General features: G+C 63.0%; 19 protein-coding genes. 9 read left to right on the forward strand and 10 right to left on the reverse strand.

Annotated features, from left to right (window positions below; all coding sequences use genetic code 11):
* Positions 1-105 precede the first annotated feature (105 nt).
* The 3 genes from L085_RS01260 (at position 106) to L085_RS01270 (ending at position 3,302) form a co-directional block, all read left to right on the forward strand.
* Positions 106-1,293 carry an MFS transporter gene (locus tag L085_RS01260; RefSeq protein ID WP_044029756.1) on the forward strand — a complete coding sequence of 396 codons (1,188 nt, stop codon included), beginning with the start codon at positions 106-108 and terminating at the stop codon, positions 1,291-1,293.
* Entirely contained in the window at positions 1,290-2,402 is a 1,113-nt protein-coding gene (locus tag L085_RS01265; protein WP_033636961.1) for a class II histone deacetylase, read from the forward strand. Before L085_RS01260 ends, L085_RS01265 begins: the two co-directional genes overlap by 4 nt.
* 93 nt (positions 2,403-2,495) lie before the next feature.
* Entirely contained in the window at positions 2,496-3,302 is an 807-nt protein-coding gene (locus L085_RS01270) for an alpha/beta hydrolase (protein ID WP_044029759.1), read from the forward strand.
* Positions 3,303-3,348: 46 nt separating this feature from the next.
* Here the strand turns inward: L085_RS01270 and L085_RS01275 are convergent, their stop codons facing one another.
* The 3 genes from L085_RS01275 to L085_RS01285 all read right to left on the reverse strand — a co-directional run bounded on the left by L085_RS01275 (position 3,349) and on the right by L085_RS01285 (position 5,894).
* Positions 3,349-3,714: a cupin domain-containing protein gene (locus L085_RS01275; RefSeq protein ID WP_004933207.1), complete on the reverse strand. Its 366-nt coding sequence runs from the start codon at positions 3,712-3,714 to the stop codon at positions 3,349-3,351.
* An 18-nt stretch (positions 3,715-3,732) separates the two neighbouring features.
* Positions 3,733-5,034, reverse strand: a complete 1,302-nt coding sequence (locus L085_RS01280) for an FAD-binding oxidoreductase (protein WP_015376516.1) — start codon at positions 5,032-5,034, stop codon at positions 3,733-3,735.
* Positions 5,035-5,135: 101 nt separating this feature from the next.
* Entirely contained in the window at positions 5,136-5,894 is a 759-nt protein-coding gene (locus L085_RS01285; protein WP_015376515.1) for a helix-turn-helix transcriptional regulator, read from the reverse strand.
* A 229-nt stretch (positions 5,895-6,123) separates the two neighbouring features.
* On the opposite strand from L085_RS01285, the gene L085_RS01290 reads away from it, so the two are divergent.
* Positions 6,124-7,251, forward strand: a complete 1,128-nt coding sequence (locus tag L085_RS01290; protein WP_004933220.1) for an iron-containing alcohol dehydrogenase — start codon at positions 6,124-6,126, stop codon at positions 7,249-7,251.
* A 134-nt stretch (positions 7,252-7,385) separates the two neighbouring features.
* Here the strand turns inward: L085_RS01290 and L085_RS01295 are convergent, their stop codons facing one another.
* On the reverse strand, positions 7,386-8,315 hold the full coding sequence (locus L085_RS01295) for a LysR family transcriptional regulator (RefSeq protein WP_033651382.1): 930 nt from the start codon (positions 8,313-8,315) through the stop codon (positions 7,386-7,388).
* A gap of 135 nt (positions 8,316-8,450) precedes the next feature.
* Between L085_RS01295 and L085_RS01300 the strand changes: the two genes are divergently transcribed.
* The 4 genes from L085_RS01300 (at position 8,451) to L085_RS01315 (ending at position 13,924) form a co-directional block, all read left to right on the forward strand.
* Positions 8,451-9,791, forward strand: coding sequence for an aspartate aminotransferase family protein (locus L085_RS01300; RefSeq protein WP_044029761.1), 1,341 nt, complete (start codon positions 8,451-8,453; stop codon positions 9,789-9,791).
* A gap of 10 nt (positions 9,792-9,801) precedes the next feature.
* Positions 9,802-11,310, forward strand: a complete 1,509-nt coding sequence (locus tag L085_RS01305) for a CoA-acylating methylmalonate-semialdehyde dehydrogenase (protein WP_044029762.1) — start codon at positions 9,802-9,804, stop codon at positions 11,308-11,310.
* Positions 11,311-11,435: 125 nt separating this feature from the next.
* Entirely contained in the window at positions 11,436-12,812 is a 1,377-nt protein-coding gene (locus L085_RS01310) for an amino acid permease (protein ID WP_015376511.1), read from the forward strand.
* Positions 12,813-12,814: 2 nt separating this feature from the next.
* On the forward strand, positions 12,815-13,924 hold the full coding sequence (locus L085_RS01315) for a P1 family peptidase (RefSeq protein WP_044029763.1): 1,110 nt from the start codon (positions 12,815-12,817) through the stop codon (positions 13,922-13,924).
* 34 nt (positions 13,925-13,958) lie between these two features.
* Here the strand turns inward: L085_RS01315 and L085_RS01320 are convergent, their stop codons facing one another.
* Genes L085_RS01320 through L085_RS01340 form a run of 5 tightly spaced genes read right to left on the reverse strand, consistent with a single transcriptional unit; the run spans position 13,959 to position 19,337 of the window.
* Positions 13,959-15,209: a phospholipase D-like domain-containing protein gene (locus L085_RS01320; protein WP_044029764.1), complete on the reverse strand. Its 1,251-nt coding sequence runs from the start codon at positions 15,207-15,209 to the stop codon at positions 13,959-13,961.
* Positions 15,202-15,852, reverse strand: coding sequence for a MotA/TolQ/ExbB proton channel family protein (locus L085_RS01325; RefSeq protein WP_044029766.1), 651 nt, complete (start codon positions 15,850-15,852; stop codon positions 15,202-15,204). The genes L085_RS01320 and L085_RS01325 overlap by 8 nt, the downstream gene beginning before the upstream one ends.
* 46 nt (positions 15,853-15,898) lie before the next feature.
* Complete coding sequence (locus L085_RS01330; protein WP_044029767.1) at positions 15,899-18,142, reverse strand: TonB-dependent receptor; 2,244 nt, start codon at positions 18,140-18,142, stop codon at positions 15,899-15,901.
* 39 nt (positions 18,143-18,181) lie between these two features.
* On the reverse strand, positions 18,182-18,928 hold the full coding sequence (locus L085_RS01335; protein WP_044029768.1) for an energy transducer TonB: 747 nt from the start codon (positions 18,926-18,928) through the stop codon (positions 18,182-18,184).
* A gap of 1 nt (position 18,929) precedes the next feature.
* On the reverse strand, positions 18,930-19,337 hold the full coding sequence (locus L085_RS01340) for a biopolymer transporter ExbD (RefSeq protein WP_004933244.1): 408 nt from the start codon (positions 19,335-19,337) through the stop codon (positions 18,930-18,932).
* A 491-nt stretch (positions 19,338-19,828) separates the two neighbouring features.
* Between L085_RS01340 and L085_RS01345 the strand changes: the two genes are divergently transcribed.
* Entirely contained in the window at positions 19,829-20,131 is a 303-nt protein-coding gene (locus L085_RS01345; protein ID WP_004933246.1) for a hypothetical protein, read from the forward strand.
* Positions 20,132-20,168: 37 nt separating this feature from the next.
* Here L085_RS01345 and idi read toward each other — a convergent pair whose 3' ends face one another.
* The gene (idi, locus tag L085_RS01350) at positions 20,169-20,768 is read right to left on the reverse strand and encodes an isopentenyl-diphosphate Delta-isomerase (protein ID WP_015376506.1); all 600 of its coding nucleotides are present in this window, start codon (positions 20,766-20,768) and stop codon (positions 20,169-20,171) included.
* Positions 20,769-20,777: the final 9 nt, after the last annotated feature.

The raw sequence follows: 20,777 nt of genomic DNA on the forward strand, positions 1-20,777 counted from the left end.
AAATAACGCCAGAACATATTCGCCATTTATGGCGCGGCTTCCCCCTGCCCGCAATCGGGCCGGGCGGGATATTTCATCGTCACTCAACGCTTGGGGAAAAGGTTTATGTCCAGTGATTCGGTTTCCGCGCCCGCCGTCGGCGCGGCGCTCCCCTGCCCGCCGCGGCTGCTGACCGCCATTATCGTCTTCGCCGCCATTGCGCCGGGCATTCTGATGACCGCCCCCGCCGTGGCCGCCCAGCTCGCGACTCAGTGGCAACTCGGCCCGGCGCAGATCGGCCACCTGTTCTCCACCGAACTCGGCGCCATGAGCCTGGCCACGCTGCCGGCGTGGTGGTGGATCGGGCGCATCAACTGGCGGCGGGTCGCTATGCTGTCGGCGCTGGTGTTTATCGCCGGCAACCTGGCTTCGGCGCTGGTGCAGGATTTCACCCTGCTGCTGCCGCTGCGCTTTATCGCCTCGCTGGCGGGCGGCACCCTGATGATCCTGTGCATCACCTGCGCCGCCGGCACCGCCAATCCCAGCCGGGTGTATGCCTTCTGGGTGCTCGGCCAGCTGGTGCTGGGCGCGGTCGGGCTGCTGGTGCTGCCGCCGCTGTTCGCGCACTTCGGTCTGATGGCGGTCTACCTGATTTTGGCGGCCATCATGCTGTGCTGCCTGCCGCTCATCCCGGCGTTCCCCAACGGTTTTACCGCCGCCCGCGCCGCCCGCAGCGGCCCCGCCGCCTCGCCGGCGCGCAAGCTGTGCGCCGTGCTGGCGGTGCTGACCTTTTACATCAGCCTGAGCGCGGTCTGGACCTTTATCGGCGGCATCGCCGCCGGCGCCGGGCTGTCGCCGGCCCACAGCGGCCAGGTGCTGGCCGTCGCCACCTTGCTCGGCATCGTCGGCGCCGGCGCCGCGGCGCTGATCGGCGCGCGCTTCAGCGGCGGGCGCCTGATCGTACTGGGGTACGCCCTGCTGCTGGCCAGCGTGGCGCTGCTGACAGGCCAACCCCTGCTGCTGCGCTTCGCCCTGGCGGCCCTGCTGTTCAAATTCACCTGGACCTTCGTGCTGCCATTCATTCTGGCGCGGGTCGCCGGGCTGGATAACGACGGCAAGCTGATGAACGGCATCAACCTGGTGATCGGCGGCGGCATGGCCATCGGCCCGACGCTGGCCGGCTCTTTAATCGAATATTCCGGCGGTTTCAACGCTTTGCTGTTCGGCGCGCTGGGCTGCGCGCTGCTGTCGCTGCTGTTGATTTCGCTGGCTTCACCGCGCGCACCGCGCCGTATAACAGGAGGAGAAAGGTGAAAAGAACAACCGGTTTCTTGTTTGATGAACGCTGTTTCTGGCACAGCACCGGCCTGCACGCCACCACCCTGCCGGTCGGTGGCTGGGTGCAACCGCCTTCCGGCGCCGGCCACGCCGAATCGCCGGAAACCAAGCGGCGCATGAAGAATCTGATGGACGTGTCCGGTCTGTCGCGCCAACTCACCCTGCTGAGCGCCGAACCGGCGACGGAAGAAGACCTGCTGCGCATCCATCCCGCCCACTACCTGCAGCGCTTCAAACAGGTGAGCGACAGCGGCGGCGGCCTGCTGGGGGAGGAAGCGCCGCTGGGGCCGGGCAGCTATGAAATCGCCAAACTCTCCGCCGGGCTGGCCTGCGCGGCGGTGGAGGCGGTGCTGCAGGGCGAGCTGGATAACGCCTATGCGCTGTCACGCCCGCCGGGCCACCACTGCCTGCCGGATCAATCGATGGGCTTCTGCTTCCTGGCCAATATTCCCATCGCCATCGAGCGCGCCAAGGCCCGCTACGGTCTGGGCAAGGTGGCGGTGCTCGACTGGGACGTGCACCACGGCAACGGCACCCAGCATATCTATTGGCAGCGCGGCGACGTGCTGACGCTGTCGCTGCATCAGGACGGCTGCTTCCCGGCGGGCTATTCCGGCGAACAGGATCGCGGTGAAGGCGCCGGGGCAGGCTGCAATGTCAACGTGCCGATGCTGGCCGGCGCCGGCGACGACGGCTACCTGCACGCCATGCGGCGCATCATTATCCCGGCGCTGGAAAAATTCGAGCCGGAGCTGATCATCGTCGCCTGCGGCTACGATGCCAACGCGCTCGATCCGCTGGCGCGCATGCAGCTGCACAGCGACAGCTTCCGCGCCATGACCGCGCTGGTGCAAGACGCCGCCGACCGGCTGTGCGGCGGCAAACTGGTGATGGTGCATGAAGGCGGCTACGCCGAATCCTATGTGCCGTTCTGCGGGCTGGCGGTGATGGAACAGCTGAGCGGCGTGCGCACGGAAGTGCAGGATCCGCTGCTGGCGTTCATCCAGCAACAGCAGCCGCGCGACGCGTTCAACCGCTTCCAGCGCGAAGCGCTCGACGAACTGGCGCGCCAGTTCGGCCTGTAATCCCCTCCTGCGGGCGCCGCATCCGGCGCCCCTGACAAGCTCGCCGCCAGCCGCTACGCTGAAGGGCAACCCTACCACCATGAGAACAATAACATGTCCGAACAAACCGTCAGCTTTATCAAAGGCCGTCACGGCGACATCGCCGTGCACGACTGGGGAAACGACAAGCCGCGCTATCTGGCGCTGCTGGTACACGGCTACGGCGAGCATCTCGGCCGCTATCAATACGTGGCGCGCACGCTACAGGCACATGGGGCGCGGGTATTCGGCCCCGATCATCTGGGCCACGGCCTGTCGCAGGGCGAGCGCGTGCTGATCGAGGATTATGACGCCATCATCGACGACGTTCAGCGCGTGGTCGAGCATCTTCGCCAACAGTATCCGACGCTGCCGCTGGTGGTGATCGGCCATTCGATGGGCGGCATGATCGCCACCCGCTACGTGCAGCGTTATGGCGAGGAGGTGCGCGCATTGGTGCTGTCCGGCCCGCTGCTCGGCGACAGAACGGCGATTTCCGATCTGGCCGAGTTGCCGACGATCCCCGACGCGCCGCTGGATACCGCCACCCTGGCGCGCGATCCGGCGGTTGGCGCGGCCTATCAGGAAGATCCGCTGGTGTGGCACGGGCCGTTCAAACGCCCCACTCTGCGCGCCATGCAACGGATCCTCGCCGCCATCAACGCCGGGCCGGGGTTCGGCGCGCTGCCTACGCTGTGGATCCACGGCGACGACGATCGGCTGGTGCTGATGAGCGAAACGCAAACCGCGCTCGATCGTCTGCAGGGCGACGATTTCGAACGGATGATCAACACGGGCGGGCGGCACGAGAGCTTTAACGAAACCAATAAGGATCAGATCCTCAAACGGGTAACCGACTTTATTGCTCGGGCGTTAGGTTAAGGTGCTCCCCCTCGGCATTCAGCCTGCTGAGGGGGGCATGACGGCGTCAGCCCTCGACGATGGCGAGGTAGTGTTTGACGAAGCGATCCGAGGTGATGTCCCAACGCACCGGAGTGCCTTTCTCGACGAACCAGGAATCGCCGGCCTGATAGTGCACCGACTCGCCGGTGCGTTCGTTGGTCAGGGTGGCGCTGCCTTCCCACACCGTGGCGTGCTCTGCGAACGGATACTCCATCACGAAGCTGCCGCGGGTGCAGCTGAACACGCCGCAGTTCAGGTTGTCGGTCGGTTCGCCGAAGATGCTGGCCACGCCGACGTTTGGCGTGCCGGCGATCACCGTGGCGCCCAGGTTGCTGACGCTGCCGATCTCCAGCAGTTCCGGCAGCGGTTGTTTAAGCAGTAACGGTTTCATGTCATTCTCCTCTGAGGGTTAACGGCGGCCTTTCCAGTAGCCGGATGTCTGGTGCCAAACCTTACCGGCGGTGGTCATCACCCGCCGCAGCTTGTCCTTGCCGAAAATGTTGACGTGCGGGATCGAGCTCATCAGATCGTAGCGATCGGATCCTTCGCTCATGCCCTCCGCCAGCACCTTGCACACGATGTGGCTCGGCGTCACGCCGAAGCCGGAGTAGCCCTGCACATAAAACACGTTGTCGCGATCCGGCAGCGTGCCGATCTGCGGGAACAGGTTGGCGCTGCAGCACAGCGGGCCGCCCCAGGCCAGATCGATCTTCACGTCTTTCAGGTACGGGAACACCTTCAGCATCAGGTTGCGGTTCCAGGCCTTGAGATCCGACGGGAAATATTCGATCAGGCGGGTGGCGCTGCCGAACAGCAGCCGGTTCTCATTGGTCACCCGGTAATAGTCGATCACCGGGCGGATGTCGCTGTAGGCGCCGCGGATCGGGCTGATCTGACGGATCAGATCGTCAGACAGCGGCTCGGTGGCCAGCTGGAAGGCGTAGGTGTTGATGGTCTTGCGGTAGATCTGCGGTTCCATGCCGTTGAGAAAGCCGTTGCAGGCCCACAGCATCTTGTTGGCGCGCACCGAGCCCATGGCGGTGCGCACCGTGATGCGCGGCCCGTACTCCACGTTGAGCACGCTGCTGTTCTCGAAGATTTTCACCCCGTAGCCGCTCAGCGCCTTGGCCTCGCCCAGCAACAGGTTGAGCGAATGCACGTGGCCGCCGCCCATGTGTTTCAGCGCGCAGGTGTAGGCGTCGGAGCCCACCACCTGCTTCACCTCCGCCCCGGTGTAAAGCTCGATCTCCTCTTCCGGCGCCACCGCCCTGAACTCCTTCAGCCAGCCGCGCAGGGTCTTCTCCTGACGCGCGTTGCTGCCGAGATAGCCGTAGCCGAAGCAGAAGTCGGCGTCGATGTCATATTTCTTGATGCGCTCGCGGATAATGCCGGCGCCGAGGTTGCTGATCTTGAAGATGGTTTCCAGCCCGGCCGGGCCGACGTGGCGTTTGATCTTCTCCAGATCGTGGCCGATGCCGGCCATCACCTGGCCGCCGTTGCGCCCGGTGCCGCCGTAGCCCAGATAGCGGCCTTCGAGGATGGCGATGTTGGTGATGCCCTTCTCCGCCAGCTCCAGCGCGGTGTTGATACCGGAGAAGCCGCCGCCGATGATCACCACGTCGACGTCCAGATCCTCTTCCAGCGTCGGGAAGCGCAGATCGTATTTTTTGGTCGCCGCGTAGTAGGTTAAGGACTCGATTTCGTTGTTCACTGTCGCACTCCCGATTGCCTATGCCATGACATCGGATTATCGGGAGGCAGCAGCCGTGCCGCTATGTCCCCTTAGGGACATTCGCTACAAAAAATTAACATTCACGCGCTGCGCCGCTGCGGGGCGGTCAGCAGCAGGCTGAACAGTTCGGCCTGCGAGCCGATGTTCAGCTTGCCGTAGATGTTCTTGCGGTGATTTTTTACCGTGCCGAGGCTGATGAACAGCCGGTCGGCGATCTGCTGCGAACCGCAGCCGGCGAGGATCAGATCGACGATCTCGCGCTCGCGCGGCGTCAACAGATAGCGCGCCTGCGCGCCGTCGTGGTTCTCCGTGTCGGCCTCGGCCGGTGCCGCCACCACTTCGCCGTGCAGCCGCGCCACGCTTTTTACCAGCGTCAGCGCGCTGCGCAGATCCGCCCGCTGCGGGTAACGCACCGCCACCGTGCGGCGCGCCGAGCCGAAAAATACCCCCAGCCCGCGCTCCGGCGTCAATTGCAGCAGCACGCCGGCCTCGTCGTGCCAGCCGGTCTTGCGATAAAAGTTACGGTAATAGTCGCTGTGATAAAACCCACAGGGCGCCAACTGGCGCAGCGTCAGCACCTCGCCTTCGCCGCCGTCGTTCAGCGCGCGGTAAAACGGATCCTGCAGGTAGGCGCCCTGCTGGTAGATCTGGTTGACCGCGTCGCTGTTTTCCCGCTCGGTTTTGATCAGGCAGCGCGGCGGCCGGCCGCGTTCGAAGGCATAGACGATGGCGTTGTCGAAGGCGAAAAACCCTTCCAGCCAGTTCAGCAGGCTGGGATAAAAACGCGGGCTGGCCACCGCATCGATCACCGCAGACAAGCGTTCAACCTGAATATCCATACCCGCCTCGCCATTATTAATACATTAACAATCTACCGATTTCGGATGGGGTTGGCCGCATGACGGCCGGTACTGTTAAAAAAAGCATCCGGCGCGCCGAAATGCAAGAACGACATCGTTTACATGTTAAACAACTCACAGGTTGCCGCGGCGGGGAAAGCGGTGGCCGCTCCGCGCCCGCTGGCTTATGCTGTGGCATCGCGCCCCGCAACGCCGTCAAGGAGACCTCATGTCCGTCAGCCACATCATCGCCAACCGCCAGACCTGGTTCGGCCACGGCAGCATCCAACAGCTGCCGCCGCTGCTGCTGGCCGATCCGCAGCCGACGCTGCTGTTCAGCTGCCGCTCTTTTCTCAACGGCCCAGTGTACGCCGGCCTGAGCGAGTCGCTGACGCCGCTGTTCATCGGCACCGAGATCGTCAGCCACGAGGCGTCGCCGCAGGAAATAGACGCCTGGGTGGCGCGCTGGCGCGGCCAGGTGCGGCGCGTGGTGGCCATTGGCGGCGGCAGCGTGCTGGATGCCGCCAAGGCGTTCTCCGCGCTGGTGGAGCACCCGCTGCCGACGCTGCGCTATATGGAAAAGGTGGGCGACAGCAAAATCAGCGGCGCCACCCTGCCGCTGATCGCCATCCCCACCACCGCCGGCACCGGCAGCGAGGTGACGCAGAACGCGGTGATCACCGACACCCAGGTCAGCAAGGTGAAAGCCTCGCTGCGCCATAATAACTTCGTGCCACACACCGCCATTCTCGATCCGCAGCTGCTGGCGGGCGCCCCGGACAAGGTGCTGGCCTACTGTGCCATCGACGCCTTCACCCACCTGTTCGAGGCCTATCTGTCGAAAACCGCCGGCGCCATGACGCGCGATATGTCGCTGAGCGGCATCCGCCACTTCCTCGCCGCCTGGCCGGCGCTCAACCGCAGCGACGCGGCGCGCGAAGCGATTATGCAAGCTTCGTACCTCGGGGGGCTGACGCTGAGCGCCGCCGGGCTGGGGGTCATTCACGGCATCGCCGGCGAGATCGGCGCGCTGCGCGACTACCATCACGGCCAGGTCTGCGGCCGCCTGCTACTGCCGTTCCTCACCCTGCTGGAAAGCAGCGAACAGCCGCAGCAGCGCGCGCTGATGGCCGAGCTGGCCGCGCGCCTGTACCCGCACTGGCAGGGCAGCCCGGAGAGCTACCTGACCGATTTCATCACCCGCCACGCCATCGCGCCGTTCTGGCAGGATGATTTGCCGATTTCCGGCCAGGAATTGGCGGTGGCGCTGGAGAAATCCAACAGCAAGAATTCCTGGATCGACTATGCGCCGGCACAGCGGCAACGGATGATCGAAGAGGCGTTTCGCGTCGAATGATTATATAATCAGATCAACGCACTAGCAGGAGTAAGTTAATGGGCATCATCGGCTGGATCTTCGCCGGCATCGCGGTCGGCATCCTGGTCGGCGCGCTGATCAGAATCTTCGGCAAGAAGAAAGAGCAGTAAGCGTCACGCTGTTCCGTGAGCCGCCAGCAGGCACTCATGGAACAGCTTCACCACCCGCTGCGGCACCGGCGAGCGGCGCAGCACGCTGGAGTATTCGCAGTGATAGCGGAACAGCGCCGGTTTGATCGCCCGCATCAGGTTCTGCGCCACAAAAAACGCCGCGTAGTGATCCGGCAGAAAGCCGACGTATTTGCCGGACAGAATTAACGTCGCTATCGACTCCTGCGCAAACCCCGTCGCCTTGCGATGCAAATGTTGCTGCAGGCTCAGTTCCATATTCGGCGAATGATAGCCTAATCCGGCGAAGGCATAATTGTGCAGCAGATCCCAATTTAATGTTTCATGGCGGGCGGAAAATAATTCATGCTGCGCGCCGCAATATAAGAACATCCTCTCACTGAATAACGAATGATAAGATAAACTTTCCGCGCTGCGGTGCATGGGAATAACCCCAACCTGAAATTGCCCGTCAATAACGCCGCGTTCAATGGTATTAATCGGCTCCACATACATTTGCAAAGAAACCTCCGGCGCGCGCTCGCTGAATAACGCGATAGCCCGGCCGATCTGCGCCTGCGGATTGCTGACCGTATGGTCGAATATCGCCACGTGCAGCTGCCCGCCCATGCGCTGGTGCACCTCGTCCACCCCGCGTCGGAACGCCTCGGTGGCCGCCAGCAGGTTGACGGTTTCCTGGTAGATAATCAGCCCCTCGTCGGTGACCGCAAAGCCCTCGCGCCCGCGCTGGCACAGCGTCAGGCCCAGCCGCTGCTCCAGATCCTTGATGTGCTTGCTGATGGTCGACAGGCTGATATTCAGCTCCAGTTCGGCGGCGCTCATGCCGCCGCAGTCGACTACGGCCTTGAATACCCGCAGCAAACGCAGATCCATATCCGACAATTGTCCCAGCAACGCGCGCTTTTTTACTTGCATAAAACCTTAAGTAAGTTTCGACATATGATTATTCACAGTAGAGAACAAGCGGTACATAGTCAATTTCGCACAACAATTCGTTAACAACTCATTTTATTTAATTAATCGCACTTATTTTCCTGCCCGGAGGAAAACATGGCCGCTGAAAATTATTCGCTTAATCGTCTCGATGCCGCAGGGTTAGAAGCCCATTGGATGCCTTTTACCGGCAACCGCAATTTTAAAGCGCAGCCGCGCATCATTACTCAGGCCGCAGGGGCGTATTACACCAGCCACGACGGCAGAAAGATTTTCGACGGCCTGTCCGGATTGTGGTGCTGCGGATTGGGGCACGGCCGGCAGGAAATCACCGACGCCGCCCAGCGCCAGCTGGCGACGCTGGATTACTCGCCGGCGTTTCAGTTCGGCCACCCGCTCTCGTTCGAGCTGGCCAACAAAATCAAGGCGCTGACGCCGGCGGGGCTGGATTACGTATTCTTCACCGGCTCCGGCTCGGAAGCGGCGGACACCTCGCTGAAAATGGCGCGCGCTTACTGGCGCGCCAAAGGCCAGGCGGGCAAAACCTGCTTTATCGGCCGGGAAAAGGGCTACCACGGCGTTAACTTCGGCGGCATCTCGGTCGGCGGCATCGCCGGCAACCGCAAGACGTTCGGCGCCGGCGCCGAGGCGGACCATCTGCCGCACACCCTGCTGGCCGGCAACGCCTTTTCGCGCGGCATGCCGCAACAGGGAGCGGAGCTGGCGGATGAGCTCAGCCGCATCATCGCGCTGCGCGACGCCTCGACGATCGCCGCGGTGATCGTCGAACCGTTCTCCGGTTCCGCCGGCGTGATCGTGCCGCCGGTCGGCTATTTGCAGCGCCTGCGCGAGATCTGTACCCAGCATGACATTCTGCTGATCTTCGACGAAGTGATCACCGCCTTCGGCCGCTGCGGCGCGATGACCGGCGCTGAGGCGTTCGGCGTCACGCCGGACATCATGAACATCGCCAAACAGGTGACCAACGGCGCGCAACCGATGGGCGCGGTGGTGGTGCGGCCGGAGATCTACCACACCTTCATGAACGGCGGCGAGCCGGACTACCAGCTCGAATTCCCGCACGGCTACACCTACTCCGCCCATCCGGTCAGCTGCGCGGTCGCGCTGGCGACGCTGGACATCCTGCAGCGTGAACAGATGGTGGAGCGCGTGCAGGCGCTGGCGCCCTATTTCGAGCGCGCGGTGCACAGCCTGCAAGGAGCCAAACACGTCGCCGACATTCGCAATATCGGCCTGGCGGCCGGCATCACGTTGGCGGCGCGGCCCGGCGAACCGGCGCGGCGCCCCTTCGAGGCGGCGATGCGCTGCTGGGAAAGCGGATTTTACGTGCGCTACGGCGGCGACACCCTGCAGTTGGCGCCGCCGTTCATCAGCAGCGAGGCGCAGATCGACGCGTTGATCAACGCCGTCGGCGACGCCCTCAACGCCACCGAATAAGGAGATAACCATGACCATTACCCATTGGATCAACGGCGAGCCCGCCACCGGCGGCGAACGCAGCCAGCCGGTTTACGACCCGGCCACCGGCCAATCGGCGCAGGAGGTGCAGCTGGCCGACCGCGCCACGGTGGAGCGCGCCATCGCCGCCGCCGAACAGGCCTATCCCGCCTGGCGCGATACCCCGCCGCTGAAACGCGCGCGCATCATGATGAAGCTCAAGGATCTGCTGGAGCAGCATGCCGACGCAGTCTGCCAATTGATCACCGCCGAGCACGGCAAGGTGCTCAGCGACGCCTTGGGCGAATTGCAGCGCGGCATCGAGAATATCGAATACGCCGGCTATGTGCCGGAACTGCTGAAAGGCGAACACAGCAAAGAGGCGGGCCCGGGCATCGACAGCTGGAGCGAGTTTCAACCGCTCGGGGTGGTGGCGGGCATCACCCCGTTCAACTTCCCGGCGATGGTGCCGCTGTGGATGTGGCCGATGGCGGTCGCCTGCGGCAATACCTTCGTGCTGAAGCCTTCCGAGCGCGTCCCTTCCGCCGCGCTGTATATCGCGCGGCTGGCGGCGGAGGCCGGGCTGCCGCCGGGGGTGCTCAACGTGGTCAACGGCGATCGCGAAGCGGTGGAGACACTGCTGCATGACGGGCGCGTGAAGGCGATAAGCTTCGTCGGTTCGACGCCGGTCGCGGAACACATCTATCACACCGGCTGCGGCCAGAACAAACGGGTGCAGGCGCTGGGCGGCGCCAAAAACCACGCGGTGGTGCTGCCGGACGCCGATATCCCCGGCGCGGTCGGCGCGCTGATGGGCGCCGCCTTCGGCTCCTGCGGCCAGCGCTGCATGGCCATCCCGCTGGTGGTGGCGGTGGGCGACGGCACCGCTGAAGCGCTGATCGCCGGGCTGAGGCAACAGATGGCCGCCATGCGCGTCGGCCCCGGCAGCGACAACCGCAACGACATGGGGCCGCTGGTGACTCAACAGCATTATCAGAAGGTGAAAGGCTATATCGATCAGGGCGTGGCCGAAGGCGCCGAGCTGCTGGTGGACGGCCGCGAACTGCGCGTGATCGGCGCCGACGGCCGCCCCAGCCAGGGGTATTTCCTCGGCCCAACGCTGTTCGACCGCGTGACGCCCGGCATGCGCATCTATCAGGAGGAGATCTTCGGCCCGGTGCTTGGCGTGGTACGCGCGGCGTCGCTGCAAGAGGCGATGGCCTTGATCGACGCCCACGAATACGGCAACGGCACCTGCCTGTTCACCCGCGACGGCGAAGCGGCGCGTTACTTCTCCAGCCGCATTCAGGTCGGCATGGTGGGGATCAACGTGGCGTTGCCGGTGCCGGTGGCCTACCACTCGTTCGGCGGCTGGAAGCGCTCGCTGTTTGGCGATCTGCACGCCTACGGCCCGGACGCGGTCAGGTTCTACACCAAACGCAAGACCGTGACCCAGCGCTGGCCGGCCTCCGGCGACGCCCGGCGCGCCAGCTTCAGCTTCCCGTCGGGGCAGGGGTAACACATAAGAACAATAAACTTCCGGGGAGCACAGCTCCCCGGCATTTCGCGCGCTCCATTTGATTTCTGCGTACAGCCTGTGCAGCAAAACAATAATTCACTCACACGTTAATGGAGTCGTTAACCATGCAAGAGTCCGCCCCTGAACACACTTTCAAAGGCAATCTCAGCGTCCTCGACGTGGTGATGATTACCGCGTCCGGCGTGACGCCGGCCAGTTCGATCTTCGTCATCGCGCCGCTGGCGATCGCCAGCGCCGGCAGCGGCGCCTTTCTGTCATTTCTGATCGCCGCCTGCGTCGCCGCCACCATCGCGCTGTGCTATGCCGAGCTCGGCGCCGCGCACCCCAGCGCCGGCGGCGAATACAGCATCATCAAACGCCTGTTCGGCACCCTGTGCGGGTTGCAGACCTATCTGTTTATTCTCAGCGCCGCGCTGTTCGTGCCGGCGGTGCTGGCCACCGGCGCCGTGCCCTATCTGAATACCGCGCTGGGCACCTCATTCGACGCCTCCACCGCCGGCATGATCACCGTGCTGATCGGCGGCGCCTGCGCCATTTTCAACATCAAGGCCAACGCCCTGCTGACCGGCGCCTTTCTGGTGGTGGAAGTGGCGGTGCTGGCGCTGATCGCCTGGCTCGGTTTCAGCCATCCGCATCAAAGCGCGGAGATCCTCACCGCGCCGGTGATGCTGGACGCGCAGGGCAGCCTAGCGCCGGTGTCGCTGCCGCTGATCGTCGCCATGGTCGGGGTCGCGCTGTTCTCCTACAACGGCTACGGCGCGGCGGTGTACATGGCGGAAGATATGCGCGAGCAGGGCAAACCGATGGCGGTCGCGATCATGCTGACGCTGGTCATCGTGGTGCTGGTGGAACTGGTGCCGTTCACCGCCCTGCTGATCGGCTCGCCGTCGCTGGCGGAGATGGCCAAACAGGCCGACCCGGTCGGCTATGTGGTCACCCAGCTCGGCGGCCCGACGCTGGCGCGGGTGGTGAGCGGCGCGATTTATCTGTCGGTGTTCAACGCCATTATCGCCATCGTGGCGCAGTTCAGCCGCATGATGTTCGCCAGCGGGCGCGACGGTTTCTGGCTGCCGGCGTTCAACCGGGCGCTGAAAATCATCCACCCGCGCTTCGGCACCCCCTGGATCGCCACCCTGCTGTTCGGCGTGCCCTCGGCGCTGCTGGCATTTTGCTCCGATCTCGAATCGCTGACCTCGTTCACCGTGATCCTGCTGCTGCTGGTGTACATCATCATGGCGGTGGCGGCGCTGATCAGCCGCCGTCGCCGCCACTTCCATCACCCGTACCTGATGCCGCTGTGGCCGCTGCCGGTGCTGGCGGCGCTGCTGTGCTGCCTGTACGTGCTGTGGACGATTTTGATCGCCAGCAGCCTGAAAGACTTTATTATCATTGCCGGCATCATCGGCTTCGGGCTGGCGCTGAACCATCTGCGCGGCCGCCAGACGGCGCCCCTCGCCGCCCCCTCAATAGAAGGAGAATAACCATGACGCAGCGCGCTCAGGATCTGGGCATCACCATCGGCCAGGGCACGCCCGGCCCGCTGAACGCCATCACCGACGTGCCCGGCGTGCGCGTCGGCCATGCCAGCCTTCATGCCGATTTGGCGGACGGGCGCAGCGTGCGCACCGGCGTGACGGTGATCGAACCGCGCCCCGGCTCCGCCCGCCACGCCCCCTGCTTTGCCGGCGTGCACGTGTTGAACGGCAACGGCGACGCCACCGGCCTGGAATGGGTGCGCGAAGCGGGGCTGCTGACCAGCCCGATCGCCTTCACCAACACCCACAGCGTGGGGGTCGTGCGCGATGCGCTGATCGCGCTGGAACGCGAAGCGCTGCCCGCGAGCGACAACGCGGTGTACTGGAATATGCCGGTGGTGATGGAAACCTTCGATGGCCTGCTCAACGACATCAACGGCTTTCACGTCAAGGCCGAGCACGTGCGCCAGGCGCAGCAGTCGGCCCGAGGCGGCTTGCCGCAGGAAGGCGCGGTCGGCGGCGGCAGCGGCATGATCTGTCATGAGTTCAAGGGCGGCAGCGGCACCGCATCGCGCCGCTTGCCCGCCGATCAAGGCGGCTGGACGGTGGGCGCCATCGTGCAGGCCAACCACGGCAAACGCGAGTCGCTGCTGGTCGGTGGTTACCCGGTGGGCCGCCACCTGGGGCATATCCCCTCGCCGTTCACGCCGCAGTTGCCGCATCCCGGCATGGGCTCCATCGTGGTGGCGCTGGCGACCGACGCGCCGCTGCTGCCGCACCAGTGCGCGCGGCTGGCGCAGCGCGCAAGCATCGGCATCGCCCGCACCGGCGGCGGCACCGAGGATTCGAGCGGCGATATCTTTATCGCCTTCGCCACCGGCAACGACGGCCTGCCGCCCGCCGACTACGCCAATAAAGGCGCTTTCACCACGCCGCTGCGCATGGTGAACAACGACTACATTTCGGCGCTGTTCGCGGCGGCGGCGGAAGCGGTGGAAGAGGCGATCGTCAATGCGCTGCTGGCGGCCAATACCGTCAGCGGCAACGGCCATCGGGCGGAAGGGTTGAGCGCCGAACAGCTGGTGACGGCGCTGGAGAAGGCCGGCTGGCGGCGGTAAACAACGCGGGGCGCGGGTTAACGCGCCCTGACCGTCAGGATTCGCCGCCCGGTTTGGGCGTCGGGTAATCGTAATCCAGCTTCAACGGCTCGGCGTAGACGCTGTCCCACAGCTGTTGGTACAGCCTGTCCAACCGCCCGCTCATCGCCGCGCTGTGCAGCACCAACTCCAGATTGCGCGAGTTGTCCAGATAGCCGCCGGTCCAGTTGCTGGTGCCCACCCAGGCAATCTCATCATCGATGGTCATCAGCTTGCTGTGGATCACCCGGGCAAACGGAATGAAGCCGCTGCTGGCCGGCGGAATGGTCACCACCTTGATCTGCACGTTCGGCACCAGCGCCAGGCTCTTCAGCCAGGCGATATCCGGCTTTTTGGTGTTCCAGTTGGCCACCATCAGCTCGATCTGCACGCCGCGCGCCGCTGCGCTGCGCAGCGCATTGTCGATCACCGCATAGAAGGGGCGGCTGCGCTCCGGGCCAAACGACAGCGGCGCGTAATCCATCACCTGCACCCGCACCCGCCGTTTGGCGTCGGCCAGCAGGCGCGGCAGCTCGGCCTGCGAATCGAGCACGCCCGCCGGGTTGTAGGCGCGCGGGCTGGCCACCAGATAGTTGCCCTGCGGGGGCGCGGTCGGCGGCGAATCGGGCAGCGCCGGCACCGGCTTATCCTGCGCCAGCAGCGCCTGCGCCTGCCAGTCCTGTTCGAAGATCGCCTGAATTTGCCCCACCACCTTGGCGTCGCTGATGCGCAGCCCGGTTTCGTGAATATGCTCCAGCGCGCGCCAGTCGAAGTTCTGGCTGCCGACAAACGCCTGTTCGCCGTCCACCAGCAGATACTTGGCGTGCAGGATGCCGCCGCTCAGCTTCTGGTAAGGAATGATGCGCAGCTCCAGATTGGGGATCGCCTTCAGCTGCTCCAGCGTCTCGGCGGTGGAGTTGCGGATGCCTTTCTCCTCCAGCAGGAAGCGGATTTTCACCCCGCGCTCACCGGCCGCCTTCAGGCGCTGCAGCACGCCGTCCAGCAGCGAACCGTCCTGATTCGCTACGTAAAACTGCCCCAGGTCGATGCGGGTTTTCGCCGCGTCGAACATCTCGCGCCACACCTCGGCGGTGTTGCGCAGGTCGTCGGCCTGCAGCGCGGTTTCTACCGGTGCGGTATACACCAGCTCGTAACCGGGAATCGCAAAACGCGCCGCAGCGCTCTGGCTCAACATCAACAAACAACCGCCCCACAATGCCGTATAAAGGCGGCCGAACGGCCGCCGTGTTGGATGGCCATTAGGCATAGCGCGGCGCCCCGCTGTCAACCCATTGTTCGCCGCTGCCGCTCTCCGGGCGGCTGGCCGGTTGACCGGCGCGGATCAGCAGCACCTTCAGCAGCTCGTTGATGCGCTCCATGCGGCTCTGCAGGAAGTTGTTGGCCACTAGGCACAGCAGCGCGATGGCGATGCCGAGGCCAGTGGCGTACAGCGCGGTGCCCATCCCGGCCGACACCAGGCTCGGCTCGGACACCCCCGAGGCGGCCAGCGCCTTGAAGGTTTCGATGATCCCCATCACCGTGCCGAGCAGCCCCAGCAACGGCGCGGCGGTGACCACGGTTTCCAGCAGCCACAGGCCGCGCGCCATCGGCGGCTTGCTCAGCAGGTACTGGGCGTCGATCAGATCGCCGATCGCCTCGCGATCGCCGGCGCGGTGTTTCTGCGCCAGCACCGGCGCGATCACCGCCATCGGCAGGCTGTTGCGCTGGGTCAGCGCGTCCGGCAGATCGGCGGCGCGGCGTACGTCCGGCGTCAGCGCCTGCTCCAGCCGGCGCGCCTGGCGCTGGGTATAGGCGAAGTACAGCGTGCGTTCGATGATGATCACCAGCGCAATCGCCAGCGCGGCGTACATCACGTAGAAAATAATGTCGTGCAACAGATTGGCGTCCATACAGGGCTCCTCTTCCCCGCCGCCCGGCAGGCGGCTGGGCGTTCAGTTAAAAGGTGGCTTCCAGCGAGACGCTGAAGGTGCGTTCTTCGCCGACGTTGTAATACGGGGTGCTGGCCTTCACGCCGCCGTAGGGCGCCGCGTTGAAGGTGGTGGTGCGCACCGAGGTCAGGTATTCCTTGTCAAACAGGTTGCTGATGCCAAAACGCAGCGCGGCGCTTTTGACGATTTTCTTGTCCACCGGCAGATGCACCCCCGCCGCCAGATCGAACACCGTGCGCCCGCCGATCTTCTCGTCGTTGGTCAGATCGCCATAGAACGCGCTGACGTACTTGCCGCTGACGCTGCCGTAATACAGCCCGTCGTCATAACCCAACGTCATGTTCAGCAGGTTTTTCGGCACGTTCGGCACCTCTTTGCCGGAGGTCGGCAGCGGCTGCCCGCCGTTGCTGACGATGTCGCTCTTCTGCTTCGATTGGGTATAGGTATAAGAGGTGTAGTAATTGAAGTTATGCGGCAGTTGGCCGCTCCACTCCAGCTCCAGCCCTTTGTTCTCCACGTTGCCGATGTTCATCATTTCGTAGTCGCCGGCCGCGTTGGTGGTGGAGATCTGGCGATCGCTGTAGCGCATGTAGAACAGCGTGGCGCTCAGCAGCATGTCCTCTTGCTGGAAACGCCAGCCCAGTTCGTGGTTCCAGCTCAGCTCCGGCTTGGTGCTGAGCGAGTCGCCGACATTGTACAGCACGTAGTTGGGCGGCGTGCGCATGTTGCGCGTCAGGTTGTAGAACACCTGGTTTTCCTGGTTCACCTTATAGCTGGCGCTGAAGTTCGGCAGGAATTCGTGATAGGTGGCTTTGCGCTTCTCCGGCACGTTGTACAGGCTGCCGCGGTTGTCCCCTTTACGCTCCACGTACTGATAGGCCAGGCCGCCGACGAAGGTCCAGTCCGGTGTGGCAAACCAGGTATCCTGCAGCCACACTTTCTGTGCCGGGGTGATGGTGTACTGGTTGCGCCCCTGAACGGTGTTGCCGTTGGCGTCCTTCACCTGATCGGAACCGCCCGGCGGCCCCCAAATCTGCGACGGGTTGCCGTCGCCCTTGATGCTGATGAACGGCTGGGTCTGCAGCTGGCGCGCGCGTTCATACCAGTAACCGATATCCAGACTGTGCTGATCGTTGATGTCCCACTTCAGCTTGGTGGTGATGCCCGGCCGCCAGGTCTGCGTCCACGACGGGCGGTAGTAGGTGTTGGATTTCAGGTTGCTGAGATCGTACTGCCCGGCTCTGTCCGACGTGCTGGACAATACCGACGCCGTCTGGCCGTTGAAGCTGCCGCCGTTGCCCCAGTAGTAATACGGTTGCAGGGTCAGCGACAGGTTGTCGCGCAGCTGCAGCTTCTGGGTGAACGACAGCGTGAAGTTCTCGAACGGGTTGCGTTCAATCTTGTAATACTTGTTCAACTGCCCTTTGCTGTTGTACTCCGGCGAGGTGACATAATCGGTGTCACGGCCGTCGTTTTGGAACTGCGCCTTGCTCAAGGTGTTGTAGTTGGTGTTGTTCTGGCGGTTGTACTTCATCACCAGATTGCTGCTGTTGCCGTTGCCGTCTTCATACAGCGAGTTCATCTCGAACTTGTCGGAGTACAGCCGCCCCTCGCCGCGCCATTTCTTCGCCTCGGTGTGCGAATAGGAGAGCCAGTTGCTGAAGCCGTTGTACTCGCCGGTCTCCAGGCGGGCGAAGGTTTTGCTCAGGCTGTTGCTGCCCAGCGTCTGCTTGACGAAACCGCCGAAGTCTTTCGCCGGGCGGCGCGTCACCAGGCCGATGTTGCCGCCGCTGGAGCCGATGTGCGGGCCGTCCGCTTCGGAAGACCCCTGGGTGACGAACACCTCCTCCAGGTTTTCCGCGTCGCCCAGCAGGTTCGGGTAGACCGCGTAGTTGCCGGAGTCGTTGATCGGGATGCCGTCCATCGACAGGCCGATCTGATCCGAGTTCATGCCGCGCATGGTGTAGTCCACGCCGCTCAGGCCGCTGGCGTCGTTGCTGTTGACGTTCAGGCCCGGCGTGTATTTCAGTTTATCGATGGCGTTGGCCGCCGACGGCATTTTGTCCATCGCCTCTTTGGTGACGGTGGAGCGCGCCTTGGCGCTGTCATCCTGCACCATCATGCCGCCGCCGAGCGACTGCCCCTTGACGCTGATGGTGCCGACATCGGTGGCGTCGGCCGCCAGCGCGGCGCCCGGCAGCACCGCCGACATCACCGCCAGATAGATCCCAGAACGATTAAACGATTTCATGGTGTGCATCCCTTAAAAATCAAACGATTAACCCTTGCGCTAAGGCGCCTGATAATTGAACGTCGCGGTAAATCTTTTGGTTGTTTGCCCGGCGAACGCCTCGCTCGGGAACGGCTTCACTGAACTGATGCTTTGCAGGCTGCTCATCGCCGCGCGATTCAGCAGCATGCTGGCGGCCTTGTTGGCGATGCCGGAAGAGAGCACCCGCCCGCTGCGATCGACCTCCAGCCACACCTCGACGTTGCCCTGCGGGCGCTCGAGCGAGGCCTGCCGCCCGCTCGGGTAGCGCTTGCGCTGTTCCAGCTCACGGCGCAAGGTCAGCAGGTAGCCGTTTTCTATCGCCTGCGCGTTCACCTTCGGCGCCGCGGGGGCGGCCGGTGCGGGCTGCGCCGCCGGCTTGCTGACCAGCGCGCGCGGTGCGGCGGGCGCCGGCGTCGGTTTAGGTTTCTCTACCGGTTTGGCTTTCTCTTTCACCGGTTTGGGTTTGGGCTTTGGCTGTGGCTTCGGCACCGGCTTGGCTTCCACGATCGGTTCCGGCGCTGGCACCACCGGTTCGGGGATCGGCTCCGGCTCGGGCGGCGGCGGTTCGGGCTGAGGCTCCGGCGGCGTTTCCGGTTGGGGTTCCGGCGCCGGTTCAGGTTCCACCAGCGCCAGTTCAATGGCGGTTTCGTCGTAGCGCGGCTGGATCTTCAGCGCCGCCTGTTGGCTGGCGAACAGCAGGCAACCGGCGACAATCAGCGCCGGCAACCAGCTGAAAAGATGACGTGAGCGATAGAGCAGATACATGTCACAGCTTCCGTGTCGCGATGGAGACGGAGAAGAAGCCGCCCTGGCGCAGGTTGTCCATGACCGCCACCAGCCGCTCGACCGCCACACCTTTATCGCTGTTGACGATGATGGTGGTGGTCTGGTTGGCCTGCTGCTGTTGCTTGAGCGTGTTGACCAACGCGTCGAGCGCGATCGGCTGGCCATCCAGCTGCAGCTGTTCGTCGGCCCCCAGCGTGATGATCGCTTTCTTCTGCGGTTTCAGCTGTTGCGCGCTGCCGGCGGACGGCAACTGCGTTTTCAGCCCGAGCGCCGGAATGACGTTCAGGCTGATCAAGACGAAAAACACCAATAAAAACATCATCACGTCGATCATCGGGATCAGTTCGATGTGCGCTTTGTTCTTTTTCGGTTCGTTCCAGTTACGCATGACACTCCCTCCAAAAGCGAAGCAGCCAATATAGGAGGGGTTTGTTTACCTTTTGTTACGCTTGTGTGATCTTATTTTCACAGCGGAGATTTTTTGCGAGAATTTTTTCAATGGCGGGCAATAAATGCGGATATATAACTCATTAATTAGCTATAGTTTTTAATGGAATAATTGCAATGTGGGCCTAACGCCATGCGAATGACGAGACAATAAATGTGAAAATAGTGACAAGCTGCGCCAACCGGTGGCGGCTTTGCTTCTCACCTCCCAGCGATATCTGCTATTTTTCCCAAGAAAATTCCCAATCCCCCTCTTTAAAACACTCGCCAAAAATAAATGCGACTATATTTAACCAAATAACACCCTTCGTTGAATGGAATATTGCCAATCAAATGGCAGCCGTTATATTTTTAAAGTGAAATAGCGCTACGGTGTTATTTTAGAATTTAATTAAACCCACTAAGTCACCCTTTTATTTATAAGGATTGTATATGAAAGTACTTAGTCAATATGAAGAACAGTACGTTAGCGGTGGCGATCTGAACGCGGCCTGGGATGGGCTGTTGGACGGCGCCATGACCGGCGCGCTGATTGCAGGTAAATCCGCAGGCGCAGGCGGCTTTATTGCCGGTGCGGTCGGCCAATTGGTCGGCACCATCATCGGCGGCGTTGCAGGCGGTGTGGGGCTGGGTCTTTATGGCCTGACGCATACGCAGCAGGAAGTGGCCGACTACGCGAAACATTTCCGCGAGACTATCGGCTCCACCTCGACCTCGGTCGGCGGCAGCCTGTAAACATGAATGAATAAATAGTCACCCTTACGGTGACTATTTATTTTATTACAGCACCGTCCCTAATGTCGCGCGCAGCGCTCTTTATGGTTATGGCATCCCTGTATTTTTTCAAACCTGATGTTATCGCACCGGTATTCAATTGAGAAACCATCCACGGGCTGAAAGCGAATGGCGTTAATTTTACCGCCGCCATTAAGTTATTGAGATCGACCCACACATAATCCGCCACTTCATCCGGATTAGCACAGAGAGCGCCTTTACAATACGCGGCAAATACCGGGCAAACCTCATTCTCCATGATGCCGGACACGTCGGTCGCCTGATAACTGAAGGCGTCGCTCAGCAGCGTTATCTGCTCGACTTCCGTGCCCAATTCAACCTGAGCGCGACGTATAACGGCCTGCGCCAGCGCCTCTTGCGGCAGGGGATGCCCACAAAAAGAATTGGTCCAGACCCCCGGCCAGGCGGTTTTGCTCAACGCGCGCCGGGTGACCAACACTGCACCCTCGACAGTAAACAGGTAGCATGAAAAAGCCAGATGCAGCGGCGTATGCCGCGTGTGGACCTGATCTTTGGGCGTCGTCCCGCAGGGCTGCCAGGCGGCGTCAAGCAGAACGACGTCTTCATTTTTCATCATTGTTATTTC

Origin of the sequence: Serratia sp. FS14, assembly GCF_000695995.1 — a bacterium.
Lineage (GTDB): Bacteria > Pseudomonadota > Gammaproteobacteria > Enterobacterales > Enterobacteriaceae > Serratia > Serratia nematodiphila.

Coding starts and splice junctions, on each gene's coding strand:
- L085_RS01260 (WP_044029756.1), top strand. CDS start 106: ATGTCCAGTGATTCGGTTTCCGCGCCCGCCGTCGGCGCGGCGCTCCCC.
- L085_RS01270 (WP_044029759.1), top strand. CDS start 2,496: ATGTCCGAACAAACCGTCAGCTTTATCAAAGGCCGTCACGGCGACATC.
- L085_RS01275 (WP_004933207.1), bottom strand. CDS start 3,714: ATGAAACCGTTACTGCTTAAACAACCGCTGCCGGAACTGCTGGAGATC.
- L085_RS01285 (WP_015376515.1), bottom strand. CDS start 5,894: ATGGATATTCAGGTTGAACGCTTGTCTGCGGTGATCGATGCGGTGGCC.
- L085_RS01290 (WP_004933220.1), top strand. CDS start 6,124: ATGTCCGTCAGCCACATCATCGCCAACCGCCAGACCTGGTTCGGCCAC.
- L085_RS01295 (WP_033651382.1), bottom strand. CDS start 8,315: ATGCAAGTAAAAAAGCGCGCGTTGCTGGGACAATTGTCGGATATGGAT.
- L085_RS01300 (WP_044029761.1), top strand. CDS start 8,451: ATGGCCGCTGAAAATTATTCGCTTAATCGTCTCGATGCCGCAGGGTTA.
- L085_RS01305 (WP_044029762.1), top strand. CDS start 9,802: ATGACCATTACCCATTGGATCAACGGCGAGCCCGCCACCGGCGGCGAA.
- L085_RS01310 (WP_015376511.1), top strand. CDS start 11,436: ATGCAAGAGTCCGCCCCTGAACACACTTTCAAAGGCAATCTCAGCGTC.
- L085_RS01315 (WP_044029763.1), top strand. CDS start 12,815: ATGACGCAGCGCGCTCAGGATCTGGGCATCACCATCGGCCAGGGCACG.
- L085_RS01320 (WP_044029764.1), bottom strand. CDS start 15,209: ATGCCTAATGGCCATCCAACACGGCGGCCGTTCGGCCGCCTTTATACG.
- L085_RS01325 (WP_044029766.1), bottom strand. CDS start 15,852: ATGGACGCCAATCTGTTGCACGACATTATTTTCTACGTGATGTACGCC.
- L085_RS01330 (WP_044029767.1), bottom strand. CDS start 18,142: ATGAAATCGTTTAATCGTTCTGGGATCTATCTGGCGGTGATGTCGGCG.
- L085_RS01335 (WP_044029768.1), bottom strand. CDS start 18,928: ATGTATCTGCTCTATCGCTCACGTCATCTTTTCAGCTGGTTGCCGGCG.
- L085_RS01340 (WP_004933244.1), bottom strand. CDS start 19,337: ATGCGTAACTGGAACGAACCGAAAAAGAACAAAGCGCACATCGAACTG.
- L085_RS01345 (WP_004933246.1), top strand. CDS start 19,829: ATGAAAGTACTTAGTCAATATGAAGAACAGTACGTTAGCGGTGGCGAT.
- idi (WP_015376506.1), bottom strand. CDS start 20,768: ATGATGAAAAATGAAGACGTCGTTCTGCTTGACGCCGCCTGGCAGCCC.